Origin of the sequence: Otariodibacter oris (assembly GCF_009684715.1) — a bacterium.
GTDB lineage: Bacteria > Pseudomonadota > Gammaproteobacteria > Enterobacterales > Pasteurellaceae > Otariodibacter > Otariodibacter oris.
The window spans coordinates 1,037,336-1,055,126 of the sequence record NZ_CP016604.1 but is presented as its reverse complement, the minus strand read 5'-3'; the positions used below and the strand labels follow the sequence as shown (position 1 = coordinate 1,055,126).

Annotated in this window: 18 protein-coding genes, 1 pseudogene and 1 riboswitch; of the genes and pseudogenes, 9 read left to right on the top strand and 10 right to left on the bottom strand. The window is 36.4% G+C overall.

From position 1 onward, the window contains the following. Window positions 1-4: 4 nt before the first annotated feature. The 5 genes and pseudogenes from A6A10_RS04880 to A6A10_RS09685 all read right to left on the bottom strand — a co-directional run. Window positions 5-892, bottom strand: coding sequence for an ABC transporter permease subunit (locus tag A6A10_RS04880; protein WP_121121410.1), 888 nt, complete (start codon window positions 890-892; stop codon window positions 5-7). Further along, window positions 882-1,841 (bottom strand): ABC transporter permease, encoded by a 960-nt coding sequence (locus A6A10_RS04875; protein ID WP_121121412.1) that lies wholly within the window; start codon window positions 1,839-1,841, stop codon window positions 882-884. Before A6A10_RS04875 ends, A6A10_RS04880 begins: the two co-directional genes overlap by 11 nt. Further along, window positions 1,841-3,529: an ABC transporter substrate-binding protein gene (locus A6A10_RS04870; protein WP_121121414.1), complete on the bottom strand. Its 1,689-nt coding sequence runs from the start codon at window positions 3,527-3,529 to the stop codon at window positions 1,841-1,843. The genes A6A10_RS04875 and A6A10_RS04870 overlap by 1 nt, the downstream gene beginning before the upstream one ends. Further along, entirely contained in the window at window positions 3,526-4,470 is a 945-nt protein-coding gene (locus tag A6A10_RS09620) for a sigma 54-interacting transcriptional regulator (RefSeq protein ID WP_229583631.1), read from the bottom strand. The genes A6A10_RS04870 and A6A10_RS09620 overlap by 4 nt, the downstream gene beginning before the upstream one ends. A gap of 354 nt (window positions 4,471-4,824) precedes the next feature. Continuing rightward, window positions 4,825-5,127 (bottom strand): annotated as a pseudogene (locus tag A6A10_RS09685) (sigma-54-dependent transcriptional regulator); the annotation flags it as partial. 358 nt (window positions 5,128-5,485) lie between these two features. Between A6A10_RS09685 and can the strand changes: the two are divergent. Continuing rightward, window positions 5,486-6,181, top strand: coding sequence for a carbonate dehydratase (can, locus tag A6A10_RS04860; RefSeq protein WP_121121418.1), 696 nt, complete (start codon window positions 5,486-5,488; stop codon window positions 6,179-6,181). Between the two features lie 56 nt (window positions 6,182-6,237). Here can and A6A10_RS04855 read toward each other — a convergent pair whose 3' ends face one another. The 4 genes from A6A10_RS04855 to A6A10_RS04840 form a co-directional block, all read right to left on the bottom strand. Beyond that, entirely contained in the window at window positions 6,238-7,362 is a 1,125-nt protein-coding gene (locus A6A10_RS04855) for a methionine biosynthesis PLP-dependent protein (protein ID WP_121121420.1), read from the bottom strand. Between the two features lie 61 nt (window positions 7,363-7,423). Beyond that, entirely contained in the window at window positions 7,424-8,236 is an 813-nt protein-coding gene (gene dapB, locus A6A10_RS04850; protein ID WP_121121422.1) for a 4-hydroxy-tetrahydrodipicolinate reductase, read from the bottom strand. A 109-nt stretch (window positions 8,237-8,345) separates the two neighbouring features. Then, a complete protein-coding gene (rlmM, locus tag A6A10_RS04845; protein WP_121121424.1) occupies window positions 8,346-9,461 on the bottom strand; it encodes a 23S rRNA (cytidine(2498)-2'-O)-methyltransferase RlmM in 1,116 nt (371 codons plus the stop codon). Then, window positions 9,462-9,863 carry a DUF423 domain-containing protein gene (locus tag A6A10_RS04840; protein ID WP_121121426.1) on the bottom strand — a complete coding sequence of 134 codons (402 nt, stop codon included), beginning with the start codon at window positions 9,861-9,863 and terminating at the stop codon, window positions 9,462-9,464. Between the two features lie 162 nt (window positions 9,864-10,025). Further along, window positions 10,026-10,185, top strand: a riboswitch (molybdenum cofactor riboswitch). On the opposite strand from A6A10_RS04840, the gene moaA reads away from it, so the two are divergent. The 3 genes from moaA (at window position 10,174) to A6A10_RS04825 (ending at window position 12,374) form a co-directional block, all read left to right on the top strand. After that, a complete protein-coding gene (gene moaA / locus A6A10_RS04835) occupies window positions 10,174-11,196 on the top strand; it encodes a GTP 3',8-cyclase MoaA (protein ID WP_121122268.1) in 1,023 nt (340 codons plus the stop codon). Its footprint overlaps the riboswitch before it by 12 nt. A 29-nt stretch (window positions 11,197-11,225) precedes the next feature. Continuing rightward, entirely contained in the window at window positions 11,226-11,699 is a 474-nt protein-coding gene (moaC, locus tag A6A10_RS04830) for a cyclic pyranopterin monophosphate synthase MoaC (RefSeq protein ID WP_121121428.1), read from the top strand. Between the two features lie 45 nt (window positions 11,700-11,744). Further along, window positions 11,745-12,374, top strand: a complete 630-nt coding sequence (locus A6A10_RS04825) for a hypothetical protein (RefSeq protein WP_121121430.1) — start codon at window positions 11,745-11,747, stop codon at window positions 12,372-12,374. A 192-nt stretch (window positions 12,375-12,566) separates the two neighbouring features. On the opposite strand, the gene pldA is transcribed toward A6A10_RS04825, so the two are convergent. After that, window positions 12,567-13,400, bottom strand: coding sequence for a phospholipase A (gene pldA / locus A6A10_RS04820; RefSeq protein ID WP_229583630.1), 834 nt, complete (start codon window positions 13,398-13,400; stop codon window positions 12,567-12,569). Window positions 13,401-13,580: 180 nt separating this feature from the next. Between pldA and moaD the strand changes: the two genes are divergently transcribed. The 5 genes from moaD (at window position 13,581) to mglB (ending at window position 17,776) form a co-directional block, all read left to right on the top strand. After that, window positions 13,581-13,826, top strand: a complete 246-nt coding sequence (gene moaD / locus A6A10_RS04815; RefSeq protein WP_121121432.1) for a molybdopterin synthase sulfur carrier subunit — start codon at window positions 13,581-13,583, stop codon at window positions 13,824-13,826. Then, on the top strand, window positions 13,827-14,279 hold the full coding sequence (gene moaE / locus A6A10_RS04810) for a molybdopterin synthase catalytic subunit MoaE (protein WP_121121434.1): 453 nt from the start codon (window positions 13,827-13,829) through the stop codon (window positions 14,277-14,279). Window positions 14,280-14,311: 32 nt separating this feature from the next. Then, window positions 14,312-14,788 carry an rRNA maturation RNase YbeY gene (ybeY, locus tag A6A10_RS04805; protein ID WP_121121436.1) on the top strand — a complete coding sequence of 159 codons (477 nt, stop codon included), beginning with the start codon at window positions 14,312-14,314 and terminating at the stop codon, window positions 14,786-14,788. After that, window positions 14,789-16,654, top strand: a complete 1,866-nt coding sequence (locus A6A10_RS04800) for a GNAT family N-acetyltransferase (RefSeq protein ID WP_121121438.1) — start codon at window positions 14,789-14,791, stop codon at window positions 16,652-16,654. Window positions 16,655-16,780: 126 nt separating this feature from the next. Further along, window positions 16,781-17,776 carry a galactose/glucose ABC transporter substrate-binding protein MglB gene (mglB, locus tag A6A10_RS04795; RefSeq protein ID WP_121121440.1) on the top strand — a complete coding sequence of 332 codons (996 nt, stop codon included), beginning with the start codon at window positions 16,781-16,783 and terminating at the stop codon, window positions 17,774-17,776. Window positions 17,777-17,791: the final 15 nt, after the last annotated feature.

Genomic DNA, 17,791 nt, shown 5'->3' with positions numbered 1-17,791 from the left:
ACAATTAATACCGATATTTTTTTAATACACGAACAAGGCCATTACCTAACATGGTAACGATAAATATAACAAAGGTAATTGCTAAACCAGGTAAAATAACCGCCCATGGTGCAATATAAATAAGTTCAAAAGAGTCTCTTATCATTGCTCCCCACTCTGGTGTAGGACTTTTAGCACCTAAAGAGATAAAGCTCAGTGCACTAATATCCAATGTAGCAATAACAAAAATATGGGATAACTCTTTGATTACAGTAACGGTTAAGTTCGGGAAAATAACATCTTTGATAAGATCCCAACGTTTCGCCCCATCTAGCCTTAATGTCACCACGTATTCCCGCTCTAATTCATGTTGTGAGGTTTGGTAAAGCTTATGAATAAAATGAGGTAACATGGCAAGAAAAATAGCCAAGCATGCATTAGTTAAACTAGGCTCTAACAATGTCGCAATAATAATGGCGATCAGCAAAATAGGTGTAACCAAAAATGTATCAAATAAATGACTAAGTAGAAAAACAGATCGACTTTTCTTTGTTACTGCAAATACGCCAATAATGCCCCCTAATACACCAACAGAGAGCGTAATTAATAATGCTGAACCAGCTGTATAATAAAAACCATGTAGAATACGGCTAAAGATATCTCTACCAAGATCATCTGTTCCCATAAAATGAGCAATCTCACCACCATTATTCCAGGAAGGTGGTAACAATTCTAAGCCAATAAATTCTTTATTTGTATCATAAGGAGCAATCAGATGCCCAAGTAAGATTAAGACCAGCAATAATACAAAAAAATAGACACTCGTTAATGCTAATGCATCTTTACGTAATAACCTAAAGAATTGATTAACATGTTCTGTTTCTCTAAATTGTTCAGGATCTTTATTTAACATACCAATCCTTCTTCTGTGAAGGGTCTAATAAGGTTGCGACGATACTTGCAAGTAAATCGACAAGCAACACAAATATCCCAATAGTAATGACACCAACAGAAATAGCATGATAATCTTGAATCATAAGCGCATTGATCATCCAACGCCCTATTCCTCCCCAACTAATCACATTTTCAATTAACATCGCAAAAGCAAAAGTTAAGGTAATATTGCGAATAATCGTTGGAAGAAGAGGTAAAAGCGTATTTCTGAGAATATGATTTTTCCAAATTTTGAATGATGACCACCCTCTAGCTTGCGCTATTTTGATATAATTTTGTTGCAATATATACAAGGTTCTTTGTTCAATAATTCTAATCATTTCCAATGTTGCTGGCACGGCTAAAACGATGGTTGGTAAGGCTAAATGCTGTAATGCACTTTGCATCATTTTTAATTTATAAGGCGATTCTGCCAGTAAAATATCAATAAAAGTCACCCCAGTAATTGCTTCAACATAGTATATAGGATGAATCTCACCTATAGCGGAGATCTCCCATTGATTCAACGAAGCATATGAAAGCATTAAGATTGCGAACCAAAATACAGGTAAAGCCAAACTTAAGGAAGCTACTGTTGAAAGAATTTTACCTACAGGATTTTTATATAATGTCGCTGATAGAAAACCCAAAGGTACACCAACAATTAAAGATAGAATTAAAACGGCAATACATAAGGAAATTGTCGCAGGGAAGACATCTAATATTTGCTTAACTAAAGGTTCCCCAGTCGTCTGACTAATCCCCCAGTCCCCCTGTAATAAATTGGTAACATAATCGATATAAGTGGAAAAATCACTCTCAAACAAATTATTCAAGGGATCTCTTAATAAGATGTTGTAACTAATGATAGAAAGAATGACTAACGTAATAAATGTGAGAAATAACTTTCTTAATGCAGCAAGTAACATTATTCATTCCCCACATTATATTTTAATTTCAACTTAGCTAAATTTACATGTCCAAATCGACTAATCGAAAGGTTGTCAATTTTATCCGTTGTTACAACAATCCTATCTACACTCACTAACGGCAATACAGGCATTTCTTTTTCGAGTAGATCTTGTGCAAATTCATACAATCCATTTTTAGCATCGCCATCGGGTAAAGATTTTGCTGAATCAAGTAAAGCATCAAACGCTGGACTACACCAATTAGATAAATTCGTAATAGAATTGACTGATTGGCAACTTAAAATTGGTCTAAAGAAGTCATCTGCCTGAAAATTATTCGCTAACCACCCATCAAGAATTAAATCGTAATCCGCGGTATTATTTGCAATTTGTTGTACTAAATAAGCACGACTCACTTTTCTAATATTTAACCTAATTCCAACCTTTGCCAAATCGGAACGAATAAGTTCCGCCATTTTCACTGGATGAGAATTGTAAACTTTCTTTTCATCAACTACCCATAAACTAAAGCGGTCACTTTTACGTAATTTTTTACTGATCGGTTCAGGCTGATAAGGATAACTCTTACTATTTATTTGATGAGAAATAGCATAAGGCAACACACTGTCTGCAATTTTAGCTGTATCATAAAATAACGTTTTTAGCAGCCTTTTACGATTAATTGATTCAGCTATCTTTCTTCGAAGCAGAGCATTTTTCATCGTTTCTCGCTCAGTATTAAACGCTAAAAAAGCCAAATTTGCCCCTTCATTTTCAATGATACGACTTTTCTGTTTTTTTAAAATAGGCATCTGGCTAGGCTCAGGAAAAGCGAGAATATCACACTCACCATTCAAAAATTTAGCCATCCTACCAGTACTTGAACTAGCAAAGTCAACAACCATATTAGTAATTTCAGGCTGCTCTCTCCAATAATAAGAATTAGCCTTTAATCGAGCAAAATCATTTTGAGCGTAATTTTCTAATTGATAAGATCCAGTCCCAACAGGTAAGCGAGCTAGTTGTTGTAAATTATCATCAGCATTCAATTGCAGAGCGTATTCTTTAGATAAAATAACAGCATGCTGACTCGATAGATGCTCTAGAATAGTAGGACTCTTCTGCCATAATTCAATTTGTACCGTATTGTCATCAATTATCGAAACAGCTTTTATTGACTCTTCCAATCTAACACTTTCAAAATAGGGAAAATAAGTACGCTCCGCAATTTCATGGTTAATATGATAACGGCGTAACGTTTCCTGTTGTTCCTCACTTAATTCGGGTAACTCAAATTCCTTATTCATCATGCGATTTAAAGAAAAGACTACATCCTCAGCATTCATTTTTCGTGTTGGTGTAAACCAATTAGTATGCTGAAACTCAACATCTTTACGTAAATGGAATGTAATCAATAATCCATCTTCACTCACTTCAAATCGTTCTGCGAGGGAAGGAATAAGTCGATTCTCATTAGGATCAAACTCGATCAATTTGTCGTAAATATGTTCTGTAACGACATTGACATTACTGCCAACTTCCGCACGCTGAGGATTAAAAGACCCGTTCCAAGTATCTGTACAATATATTGCACTACTATTCAATAATGGTTCTGGGATCCGAGGTGCTGCTAAAACGGTATTGGGTACATAACCTAATGTTGCAAAACTTACTGCTAAACTCACCGCTTGATAAACTAATTTCATTCTTTATTGATCTCATATTGACGTAATTTATTCGCAATAGCGGTATGTGATACGCCCAATCTCTGTGCCAATTTACGTGTACTTGGATACTCTGCATAAAATTTGCGGAGTAATGAAGCTTCAAAGTGACTTACCATTTCATCCAGTGACATATTCTCCGTTGACGCCAATGATAAAAATGTAGATTCATCTTGTGGTAATACCAATTCATCTATACGCAATGAGCCATTACTTAAAGTACAAGCTCGATAAAGCACATTATACAACTCACGAAGGTTTCCTGCCCAATAGTGATTCCGTAAATGATGGATAAATTCATCTGTATAAACAGGGGTAACAATTCCCAACTGTAAACTAATTTGTGTAACAAAATAAGCAACCAATGGGACAAAATCTTCTTTTCTATCACGTAATGGTGGTAAATTCAAAGATAATACATTTAAACGATGATATAGATCTTCTCGAACTTTCCCTTCTTCCACCAATTGATGAAGTGGAATTTGAGAAGTACAAATCACCCGTACATCGACCTGAATTTCTCGATCTTCTCCTACACGGCGAAAAACACCATCATTCAAAAACCGCAATAATTTAGCCTGCATATCTAAAGATAAATCAGAGACATTATCAAGCAAAACTGTCCCCCCATTCGCATATTCAAAAAAGCCTATACTCTCTGAACCTGCACGATGATAACCAAACATTTCACTTTCAGCCTCATTTTCAGGTAATCCCGAACAATTAATTGCTACAAATTTATGATCACGCCTAAAGCTAAATTGATGGCATGCCTTAGCAAAAACATCCTTTCCTGTGCCAGTTTCCCCTTGAATTAACAGCGGTGCATTTAGCATGGCAAACTTTTTAGCCTGCTCTACCACTTTCTTCATTTTTTGGCTTTGAGCAATGATCGCATCAAAATCACTATTTTGATTCGCCATGAATTGACGTAAATCTAATTGCATTGATTGCTGAGATTGTAGCGAAACAACATACCCTAAAGGATGATTTTTATCAGTTTCCCATAACTCGATCGGCAGTAAATCAATCCGCCAGACTTGATTATCAAATTGAATAGGATGAGAAATAGGCTGAATGGTATTACGCTGAGCCTGAACACCTTGTTCAAGAAAAGTGCTATACCATTTTGTTTTATTCAGATTAACGATAATATTATTCAATGCCAAATTTTCGAGTGAGACACATTTATCTTGTTTTTTCTTAGGTAGTGTTGCTTTGTAATATGGCAGTAATAGTTGGTAGGCCTGCTGATTCGCAAACTCAATATTGCCTGCTAAATCTAAAGATAATACAGGATTAGGTAATGCTTCAAGCACCGCTTGTAATTCAAGATTTTTACGTTCCTGTGGCAAATAATTAATCAATTCAACTTTCTTAATTCCAGCAATTTTTTTTATTGAATTTAATAATGGCCTCTGTAATACTTCATCTACAGATTCTGTTTTAACATAAACAATACCTTTATCTTCTAACCTTTGTAATTCAATCCCTTCAAGATTAACTTTCTTCTCGACCAATAAACTCAAAATATCTTGAGCAACGCCGATACGCTCAATACACTCTATCGCTAATCTCATTATCTCATTCCTTTGTTAACTCAATAGGCAATAACCCTATCCCAACTATTTATAATAGATAGATCATACTCTGAATAAAAAATTTTGGAAACTTTAGTTTACAAAGCTATGCAAAATTTATCAACAAGCAAGAAATGTAATAAAAGAAGTAAAGCTGATATCTGATCAAAATAGCAAAAAACGATAAGTTTCAATTTAATTTTTATAAAATTTTAGTACCAACTCTCAGCCTTATATTTCTTATAATTATTCTTTTTTATGTCTAACTCTTTAAATGAAAATCATATCTGACCGCTTACTACTTTTATTCTATTTCATGGTAAAATGAAAAAACAATCATTAAGAGATGTACCTAACAATGAATAAAATTGAACGTTTATTTGCCAATAATCATGCTTGGGCAACCCAAATGAAAGATGAGCAATCTGATTTCTTTAAACAGTTGTCTGAACATCAAAAACCCAATTATCTTTGGATTGGCTGTTCTGATAGCCGAGTGCCAGCTGAAAAGCTAACGGGGCTAGAACCGGGGGAATTATTTGTGCATCGCAATGTGGCAAATCTTGTAATTCATACAGATCTAAACTGTTTATCGGTTGTACAATATGCCGTCGAAGTGCTTGAAATAGAACATATTATTATTTGTGGACACACAAATTGCGGAGGGATTAAAGCCGCTATTGGCACAGAAGATTTTGGTTTAATTAATAACTGGTTACTGCATATTAAAGATTTATGGTTTAAACATAGTCACCTATTAGGCAAACTATCTTACGATCAACGAGCCGATATGCTGACTCGTATTAATGTTGCAGAGCAAGTTTATAACCTTGGACGTTCTTCTATTATTGATTCCGCATGGAAGAAAGGAAAATCTGTATCAATTCATGGTTGGGTCTATGATGTGAATGATGGTTTTTTAATTGACCAAGGTGTTATTGCCAATAGCCGTGAAACGCTTGAGATCACTTATCGCCAAGCTATTGCAAAACTTCTTACAGAAGCTGATGAAATTTGTGCTCAAAATGAGATAGAACAAGCCAAGACAGAATAATAAGTAAAATAAAAATAGCGGTAGTTTTGACTACCGCTATTGGTTTACTGTGCCGTTTATTTTAACTGTGCAAATGCCTGAAGTAGATCAGCTTTAATGTCTTCTATGTGCTCTAATCCTACCGAGAAACGTAGTAATTTATTATCAATTCCCCGTGCTATACGCTCTTTTTCTGGAATATCCATATGCGTTTGCGTAGCTGGGTAAGTAATAAAACTTTCCGTTCCCCCTAAACTTTCAGCAAAGGTAATGAGTTTGATACTTTTTAAGAAAGTATTGACCCAAGTTTCCTCTCTTAATCGGAAGGACAGCATACCCCCTTTACCTGAATACAGCACATCCTGTATTTGAGGTTGTTCAGCAAGAAATTTAGCCAGTGCCGTTGCGTTTTCTTGATGACGTTCTACACGTAATGCCAAGGTTTTTAAGCCACGAATAATGAGATAAGAATCAAATGGCGAAAGCACTGCGCCTGCCCCATTTTGCATATAGTATAAACGTTCGCAAAGTGCTTTACCTTTGGCAACCACCACCCCTGCAAGCACATCATTATGCCCTGATAGGTATTTAGTCGCACTGTGAATCACAATATCTGCACCTAAATCGATCGGTTTAAATAAAACGGGAGTTAAGAATGTATTATCAACGATCAATAGCAAGTTATGCTTTTTCGCAATTTTCGCGATTGATTCCACATCACACTCTTCCATTAATGGATTTGATGGCGTTTCCACAAAAATTGCTTTGGTGTTTGGTGTAATGGCTTTTTCGATCGCAGAAAGATCCGCCGTATTCACATAAACAGGTTTAACTGCATGATTATGCTTATGGCTAAAATCAAGTAAGCGGTAAGTACCACCATACACATCACTGGAAATAATCCATTCATCTGGTGCGCTAAAGAGTGACATAATCAATTGAATGGCAGCCATACCTGATGCACAAGCAAAGCCCGCATCACCATGCTCTAATTTTGCGATTCCTTCTTCTAAAACGGATCGAGTTGGGTTTTTCGTACGCGTATAGTCAAACCCTGTCGATTCACCTATTCCATGATGCCCATAAGCCGTTGATAAATAAATAGGTGTTGCGACTGCCCCGGTTCTAGGATCAGTTTTGTTGCCTAACTGCACGAGAGTCGTTTCAATATTGTCGTAATCATTATTTGTGTTGTGTTGCATAATTATTCCTTATTTTTATTATGGTAAAACTTTTTTGGAATCTGACCGCTTGTACTACTTATTATAAGTTATTGAGGTCTAATACATCGGTCATATCAAATAATCCTGTTTGCTTGCTTTCGAGCCATTTTGCTGCTCTTACTGCCCCTTTAGCAAAAGTCATTCGGCTTGATGCTTTATGAGAAATTTCGACACGCTCACCTTCATCGGCAAACCATACGCTATGTTCACCCACTACATCGCCTGCACGAATGGTAGAAAAGCCGATTTCATCACGTTTGCGTTCGCCAGTAATCCCCTCACGAGCAAATACGCCGTGTGTTTTTAAATCACGACCTAAAGTTTTTGCAATATGCTCACCCATTGATAATGCTGTACCCGAAGGAGCATCAACTTTATGACGATGGTGTGCCTCAATCACCTCAATATCGCTATAATCGCCCATCACTTTTGCCGCTTTTTCCAGAAGTTTAAAAACGAGATTAACGCCCACGCTGTAATTAGAGGCAAATACAATGGCAATTTTTTCTGATGCAGATTGAATCGCTTGTTTACCCGCCTCATCAAAACCTGTAGTACCAATGACCATTGCTTTATGATGGACTTTACAAATCGCAATATGAGCTAAAGTACCTTCTGGACGAGTAAAATCAATCAATAAATCAAACTGATTAATTTGGCTTTCTAGGTCATCACTGACTTTAACACCAATTTGCCCAACGCCCGCTAATTCGCCCGCATCAGAACCTACAAGCGATGAACCTTTTCGCTCAAAAGCTGCACCTAATTCTACTCCATCAGCCTGAACTACTGCTTGAATTAATTGGCGTCCCATACGACCGCCTGCACCGACAATCCCAATTCTCAATGTCATATAATCCTTCCTATTGTGTACTTATCTATCTAACTATATGAAAGCGGTAAGATCGGATTATAATTTTGCAATTTTTCATCAATAACTTACCGCTTGTCTATTTAACTACTTAACTGTGTCTATTTTCGTTTGTTCCTACTACATTTTTGCTAATAACAGCAATATGTACGGTAATTTCCTCACGATCATGATAAAGGTGTTTTGCTTGAATCTTAAACCAAAAGCCGTGCTTAGTTAATTCTTCTTCCAAGTAAGCTAAACATAATTTCACTTCTTGGTAGCGTTTTTTCATCGGCAATTTAAGGTTAAAGATCGTTTCTCGACACCACCCATTGATAAGCCACTTAGCAATCAGCTTACTGATTCGTATAGGTTGCTCAACCATATCACACACTAACCAATCGATTTTTGTGCGTTTAGGTGGATGGAATTTAAACCCATCTTCAGGGCAATGCTCTATTCTGCCTGTGTCGTGTAAACTTGCCGCCATTTTTCCGTGATCGACCGCATAGACAAACAGCCCTCGTTTAACTAATTGATAAGTCCAACCACCTGGGCAAGCGCCAAGATCTACTCCGATCATTTGATCACTTAACCGCTTCTTCTCTTCATTTTCAGGAATAAAGGTCAAAATCGCTTCTTCTAACTTTAAAGTAGAACGGCTTGGTGCATCTGCTGGGAATTTTAATCGCTGAATCCCCATAAAAAATGGCGATTGATTGCTATTGTAAGCATAACCCACATAGCATTTCCCCGAACCAATAAAAAGAATGTGTAAGGTAATACTATTTTTTACCGTTTCTCTCGTTTTTAGCCATTCTTGCTTTTTCAATTGATTACGCAAAGGCACGGTAAATTTTCGACAAAACGTTAATAACTCTTTTGCCTCATTAGTATCGGGTGTTTCCACCAGCACATCGCTACTCAATTTTGGATCAATTTGTTTATACACCTCAAGAATCGGTGTAATTCGATCATTTTCAGGGAGATCTTGCAATAAATCAGAAACCACCATCATTTGACGAACAAAAATCAACTGCGTTAATTTAAGTTCTTTAGCCAGTCTATCCGCATCACCTTTTTGGTAACATTCAAAAATAACAAAACCGCTATTCTCTTTTAGATTTGCAAATCCGAATACGCCTAAATCTGCGGCTTTATCTGAAATTTCACCTGCAACTTCTTTTTCAAATCCTGAACGGCATAATAATGCAAGTTTATTCATTTATTGTTTTTTTCCTTTAAAACTAATAAACATCAAAGCAGCCCAACCCACTAAAAAGGCTGTGCCGCCGATAGGCGTTAGCCAAACCAAAGCTTTACTTGCTCCAAATGCCAACAGATACAAACTTCCACTAAAAAGCAAGATACCTAGCGTCCAACTACCGCCTATTATCGTAAAAGCTTTTGCTCGGCAAGCGGGTGGATTTTGAGTCTGATTTGCAATTTGGAATAAACCTAATCCAACCAATGCAATTGTATGAAACATTTGATACTTCAATCCTGTATCAATCCACTCTAATGCTTTTTCATCTAAAATTGAAGCTAGCCCATGTGCAGCAAAAGCACCTAAAGCAATACTTAAAAAACCACTTAATGCTCCAATAAATAACCATTTATTTTTCATTTTTTCCTCTGTTAAATAGACTAATTATGATGAGCAATAATATAGCAACCCACACTATACATATCAAAGCATATTATATGCGTTCGCCTATAAATTTCAGATAATCGAACGAATCTTACCGCTTGTTCCCTTGATATATCAACCAACAACCTCTACAATGAAGCACTTTATAGACTCCGAGCTTGTCTTCCTAAGTCAAATTCTCCAGAAAATGATATGGAAACAATGCCAGAATCCGCTAACTAATCAAAAGAGGATTCCATGGATAGCTGAGAAATTAACTGTCCACTCGTATTTAGAAAGGTGTCAAATGCAAACTATCCCGATTAAAAATATCGGTGATGATCTCTCTTCTGGGCTTATTGATCGCTTTCAGCGTCAATATGTTTACCTAAGGCTATCAATTACTGATGTTTGCAACTTTCGTTGCAATTATTGCTTACCCAATGGCTATCAACCGCCAACACATAAGCAAACATTCTTAAATGTTGATGAAATTCAGCGTTTGGTCACAACGTTCTCCAACCTGGGTACAGAAAAAGTGCGTATCACAGGTGGCGAGCCGACCTTACGCAAAGATTTTTTAGATATTGCCCACACTATTTCCCAAACTCAAGGTATCCGCCAAGTTGCTTTAACGACTAATGGTTACCGTATGCAACGTGATGTCGAAGCGTGGCGAGAGGCCGGAATTAGCCATATTAATGTGAGCGTAGATAGCCTTGACCCCCGCCAATTTCATTTAATTACTGGCGAAAATAAACTCTCTTCTATACTTAATGGAATTGATCGTGCCTTTGAAGTTGGCTATGAAAAAATCAAAGTCAATGCGGTATTAATGAAACAATATACTGTCAGCGGTTTTAATGACTTCTTACGTTGGATCAAAGATCGTCCAATTCAAATGCGATTTATTGAATTGATGGAAACGGGTGAAATGGACAGTTTCTTTCATTCTCAGCATTTATCAGGCAAAACCATGCTCAAGCGATTACTCAACGAAGGTTGGACGCTTAAGCAAAAAGCCTTATCCGATGGTCCCGCAAAAGTTCTCTCTCATCCTGACTATATGGGCGAAATTGGCTTGATTATGCCTTATGAAAAGAATTTCTGTGCAAGTTGTAATCGCCTGCGTGTTTCTGCATTGGGGAAATTACACCTCTGCTTATTTGGCGAAGAAGGTGTGGATATTCGAGATTTATTACAATCGAATGAACAACAATTACAACTTGAAACTCGTTTAAAATCCGCATTACAAGGAAAACGAGAACACCACTATTTACACCTAGGCGACAGTGGTGTCCGTCAGCATCTTGCTAGCATTGGTGGATAACAATTTATTACATATTATTAAGAGAAAAAATGACAACATTTACACATATCAATCAAAATGGCGAAGCCAATATGGTGGACGTTTCGGGCAAGCAAGAAACAGTAAGAGAAGCACGTGCCGAGGCTTTTGTCACAATGAATCCTGAAACTTTGCAAATGATTGTATCGGGCAATCATCATAAAGGCGACGTTTTCGCTACTGCCCGCATTGCGGGCATTCAAGCTGCAAAACGCACTTGGGATCTCATTCCACTCTGCCACCCTTTACTGCTTTCAAAAGTCGAAGTACAACTAGAAGCATTGCCCGAAACAAACCAAGTACGTATTGAATCTTTATGTAAATTAACTGGTAAAACAGGGGTAGAAATGGAGGCACTAACAGCCGCAAGCGTTGCCGCTCTTACCATCTATGATATGTGCAAAGCTGTTCAAAAAGATATGGTTATTGGACCCGTCCGCCTATTAAGCAAAAGCGGTGGAAAATCTGGCGATTTTTCTGTTTAGTTAATTTAAGATCGCAATTTTTAAATCGCAGAGAGTATATTTAAAATGACCATATTACCTCTTGTTTATGACAATATATTCCCTTTAAATGAACAGTTCAAAACAGTAAAAGACTATTTTGAATATTTTATATTTTGTGCAAATACATATGTTTTGGATCAACCTTTACGTGAATCTAAAGAGAGAAAAGAATGGCTTAAGCATTATCCTGATATTTCTAATTTTCCAAAAACATTAAAGTATATAGAAAACGAAAACTCAGTATCTCTAAGTGAAGTTGAGAATGAATTATCTTCTATTTCTTTGTATCTTTCTAAAGGGGAAATCTTATTTCATTCAGGACAAATCCCTGAAGGTATTAACTTACAAATAGGAGAAGAGTTTCAGTTAAAAAATATTTTTTCCGCAACGTTAGACCCTTATATAGCTAACGCTCACGATAGCAATGATGATACATACTGGTACATAACCATTAATAGTGACAATATTCGTTGTTTTCCCGTTCCTGATCGAGAAGATGATAGTACTGAATATGAAGTAATTATTTTAGATTCACCAAAAGTAAAAATAACCAATATTAAAAAAGGTATAAGAAACTCAAAATGGGATAAGTCTCCTCCTACTGAATATCAAGATATAGAAAAAACGATTGTTTATGTGGAATTTACTTTATAGCTTAAATCTAACTACCTACAAAATCAAAAAACGGAGCAATGGCTCCGTTTTTATTTCTGTATAGAATACTTACGTAATTTCATGATTATCTTATTGGGTGAATGCCAATACAAGACACAAGCGGTCAGTTCTTAGTTATTTTTTGCAAAATTTAACTATAAGCTGACCGCTTATTTTTCTCTATGATCTGGATTAGAAAATATTATTTAAAGAAATCCCAATCCCAAAACGCTGAATATTTTTATTATAATCAATTAATGATTCACCATATCCACCATAATATTGGGTATATAAGCGAATATATCGAGTGATTGGGTAACTGTAAGTTACTTCTGCACCACCACGACCATATTTAGGATTATAATGCCCCTTTACTTTGATTTGATGTTTGTTATAACGATAGCCAACAGTTAAATCGAAGTGTCCACGATATTTTGTGATATCTGGATTATCATCATCTTCTGATTTTTCTGGAATACGCCACCAAGGTTTTAATTCTACAATCCAGTTTCCTTTACTTACTAATGCTCTAGTGTAAAGTCTATTCCAACTGCGAGATCTATTCTCATCTTCACCTCGCCCATTAGACTCGTGGTTCCAACCTGTTTCAATATCATTTAGCGTCCAGCCGAATGGTAACTGGTACTTTGTATCCCAAGCTAAAAATAATTGTGGCTCGTAGTTACTTTCGCGGAAAGGCGATGATTCCCCTGAATTTGAGAACTGGAACCATGAACGTTGCGTATAGGATGCAGCCAATACAGAATTTTCACTTAAAATGCCACGCCATAAAGGTAAAGCTAAACTAATTTGGAATTTAATTTCATCATGCTTAGCACGATCTCTATTGTAATTAATATTTTTATTAAATACGCTTTCCATTAGGTAGTTTTGACCATATGCCATTAACCCAATAAAATCATCCGAACGTTTTGTTAAAAGCATTTGTGTTCTGCTTTTATAAGGAAAATCTATAGGGGCATTAATATCTTCCTCCCCATCAGTAGCAAAGGTTGGCAAGCTCAGCGAAAGTATTGCTGGGATCACAGAAAAAGTAACAACTCGATTCACAATATAACTCCAATATATAATTTGGGACGTATTTAACCATTTTTCTATTATATTTTCATCCTTTTTATTACCTAACGAAATGAAAGACTTTGTGATAAAATATCTGCCAAACTCACAATGGTTAATTTCTATTTTATGATTAAAGTGCTTTTTTTTGCTCAAACCCGAGAATTAGTGAATACAGATAGCCTAGAGCTTGAGGCTAATTTCTCTACTGCCGAACAACTTCGTGAACATCTTTCCCAAAAAGGAAATAAATGGGCGTTGGCCTTAGAATCAGGGAAATTATTGGTTGCAATCAATCAGACAATATCTCCTCTGAGTGCAGAAATTAAAGATGGCGATGAAGTGGCATTTTTCCCGCCTGTGACTGGGGGTTAAATGAAGCAAGATCTCATTCAAGTTCAACACGAAGTATTCGATCAAAACAAAATTTATCACTGGCTCAGTGAACATCACTCTGTCGGTGCAACCACCATTTTTGTGGGAAAAGTGAGAGAAATGAATTTAGGTGATAATGTTTCTGGCTTATTTTTAGAACATTACCCTGCGATGACAGAAAAATCACTTCGTGACATTGTCACGGAAGCAAGAAGCCGTTGGGATTTACAACGTGTTGCGGTCATTCATCGTATCGGGCAATTAAATACAGGTGATGAAATTGTGCTAGTTGGGGTAAGTTCTGCTCATCGAGGTGATGCTTATCATGCCAATGAATTTATTATGGATTACCTCAAAACCAAAGCCCCTTTCTGGAAAAGAGAAAAAACCTCAGAAGGCGAACGCTGGATTGAAGGGCGAGAAAGCGATCAACATGCCGCCGAAAAATGGTAAAAATAACTAAAAATAACATAGTGGATTGTTAAATGAGTTTATTAATTGATTTACAAATTGCAACGGAAAATGACAACGACTTGCCTTCTGAGGCACAATTTACACATTGGGTAAAACAAGCCTTAAGTCACGAATCACAAACAGAAGACTTTCCTGATACTGAAATGACGATTCGGATCGTCGATGAAGCAGAAAGCCATGAGTTAAATCTTACTTATCGTGGTAAAGATAAGCCAACTAACGTACTTTCTTTTCCTTTTGAAGTGCCAGAGGGAATTGAACTCCCTTTACTTGGTGATTTAGTTATTTGCCGCCAAGTTGTCGAAAATGAGGCTAAAGAGCAAGAAATCTCCCTTGAATCCCATTGGGCACATCTTGCGATTCATGGCACTTTGCATTTGTTAGGCTATGATCATATAAATGATGAAGATGCAGAAGAAATGGAAGGTTTAGAAACACAAATTATGCAATCTCTCGGCTATGAAGATCCCTATATTTCTGAAAAATAGATGAGAACGCTATCAATTATTACGGATCCTAATTTTTCTACCACAGAGGCTATTTCCACCTCTGTGCCTTATTTATCCCACAGTAAACTCGTCGATAATTCATTAAATGTCCCCTTCTCTAATGCTAAAAGGCTACTTGGACAGGAATTTACATTTGCGATCTATGATATGCGGACAGAGCAAGGCATCTGCCTTCATTTAGAAGCCTTAGCCATTATTGCGGGGACTATTCAAGAAGATGGAACGCTTTATGTTATTTGTCCGCACTGGCACAATTTAACCACTACACCCGATATTGATTCTCTGCGTTGGAATAATCAGCAATTAATTGCAACACCCCATTTTTATCACTATTTTCAGGATTTAGTTAAACTATTTAATTTTGAAGTTCGGGTATCAAAATTTAACTTAGATCTCAAAAATAATAGTGACAACGTCACTGTTATAGATAAAAGTTTAACTAAAGATCAGCAAATTATTTATGATAACTTACCGCTTGATCCTGCTACTGTTCATCTTATTACTGCCCCTCGTGGACGAGGAAAGTCCACATTAGCAGGCAAATTAGCTCAATATTTATCTACAAATAACAATGTTATTATCACAGCTCGTAGCCGTTCCGTCTTACCTAATTTTTGGAAAGGGATTGAAAATGACAATATTCAATTTTATGCGCCCGATAAACTGATTGAGTTAATTGAATATGAACAAGTCTCTCAAAATACTTGGTTATTTATTGATGAGGCAGCGAGCTTACCAATACCGATGCTAGCCAAACTTTGCCACTACTTTGCTAAAGTGATGTTAACAACCACAACGCAAAATTATGAAGGAACAGGAAGAGGATTTTCACTCAAACTACTCTCTCAACTCAATCAACGTTATCGTCATTGGCAATTAACTGAACCGTTACGATGGGGAGAAAACGATCCGCTAGAACGCTTTATCAATCAATTATTGTTATTGGATGATGATCTCTATTTTATTGATAAACTTATGCCAAGCCATCATGATGCTTATAAAGAAAAATTGCCGTTTTATTCGCTACTTGCACAAGCCCATTACAAAACAACCCCAACGGATCTTCGTCGATTATTTGATGGTTCTGCTCAAACTTTTTATCAAATTAAAGAAGAAAACCAACTCATTGCAGGCTGTTGGTTAGTTAATGAGGGCGGATTAGATCAAGATCTTGCAGAAGCGATTTGGCGAGGGGAAAGACGCCCTCAAGGTAATCTTGTCGCTCAATATCTCTGTTTTCAAGCCAATTTACCCGAGGCTTGTACGCTTCATTCGGTACGCATTTCGAGGATTGCCGTCGATCCTATTTATCAAAATCAAGGTTATGGTAAGCGGTTAGTTCAACAAGTTATTTCGCAAATATCACCTAATATTGATTTTATTTCTGTGAGCTTTGGTATGAGTCAAGCATTACTCAATTTTTGGCAAGATTGTGGCTTTGAATTGATTCAAATCACCCCAACACCCGAAGCAAGTAGTGGCTATCATAGTGCGATGATGATTTACCCTCTTTCTGAAAAAGGTAAATTATTGCAACGAACTGCCCGCTTACAATTTAAACGCGATTATCCAATCGTCACTGATTTACCAATAGTCAAAAATTGTGATACCTATACTCTTACTACGGCAGATTGGCAAAATATTAAAGGCTTTGCGACTGCCAATAGAACACTAATTGCCTGTTATGCAAGTTTAAAACGTCTATACTGGTACTATCCCAAAGGCTTTTCCTTATTTAGAGAATTGATTAATTATACGCCAAAAAAATTAATTAAATTTAACAAGCTCATATTGTTAGAACTTCGCCGCCAAGTCTCTCTTGTTATTCTTCAATATAAAAAATAAATAGCATAATTATTACAAATTTGTGAATAAGATCACGTTTTTTATGCGGATTTTGGCGTAAAATTCCGCTCGCTTTCAATGTGATAGCTAATTTTGATTTAATAAAAAATCCAGTAGGAGCCAATTATGAAAAAAACAGTTTTAAGTACACTTGCTTTAGCTGTGGGATTAGGTGCTATGACGACAGCCGCACAAGCAGCTGATCGCATTGGTGTAACAATTTACAAATACGATGATAATTTCATGTCATTAATGCGTAAAGAGATTGAAAAAGAAGCAGATCTACATAAAAATGATGTAGAACTATTAATGAATGACTCTCAAAACTCTCAATCTATCCAAAATGACCAAGTTGATGTACTTATTTCAAAAGGTGTTAAAGTTTTAGCAATCAACCTAGTTGACCCAGCTTCTGCACCAACCATCGTTGGTAAAGCAAAACGTGATGATATCCCTGTAATTTTCTTCAATAAAGATCCTGGCGAAAAAACTATTGGTAGCTATGATCAAGCTTACTATGTAGGTACAAACCCTCAAGAATCAGGTATCATTCAAGGTGACTTAATTGCAAAAGCTTGGAAAGCAAATCCAGCTTATGATTTAAACAAAGATGGTAAAATCCAATTTGTGTTATTAAAAGGTGAGCCAGGTCACCCTGATGCAGAAGCTCGTACAAAATATGTAGTTGATCAATTAAATTCTTTAGGTATTCAAACTGAAGAATTGTTCAACGATACAGCAATGTGGGATGCTGCAATGGCAAAAGATAAAACTGATGCTTGGTTATCAAGCTCTAAAGCAAAAGATATCGAAGTTATTATTGCCAATAACGATGGTATGGCAATGGGTGCTTTAGAAGCAACTAAAGCTCATGGTAGAGATTTGCCTATCTTTGGTGTAGATGCATTACCTGAAGTATTGCAACTTATCCAAAAAGGAGAAATTGCTGGTACCGTATTAAATGATGGCGTTAGCCAAGGTAAAGCAATCGTTCAATTATCTAATAATTTAGCAAAAGGTAAACCTGCTACTGAAGGAACTCAATGGCAATTAGAAAATCGTGTTGTGCGTATTCCTTATGTCGGCGTAGATAAAGATAATCTTTCTGAATTCTTAGAATAAAATGTAGTTGTAGGG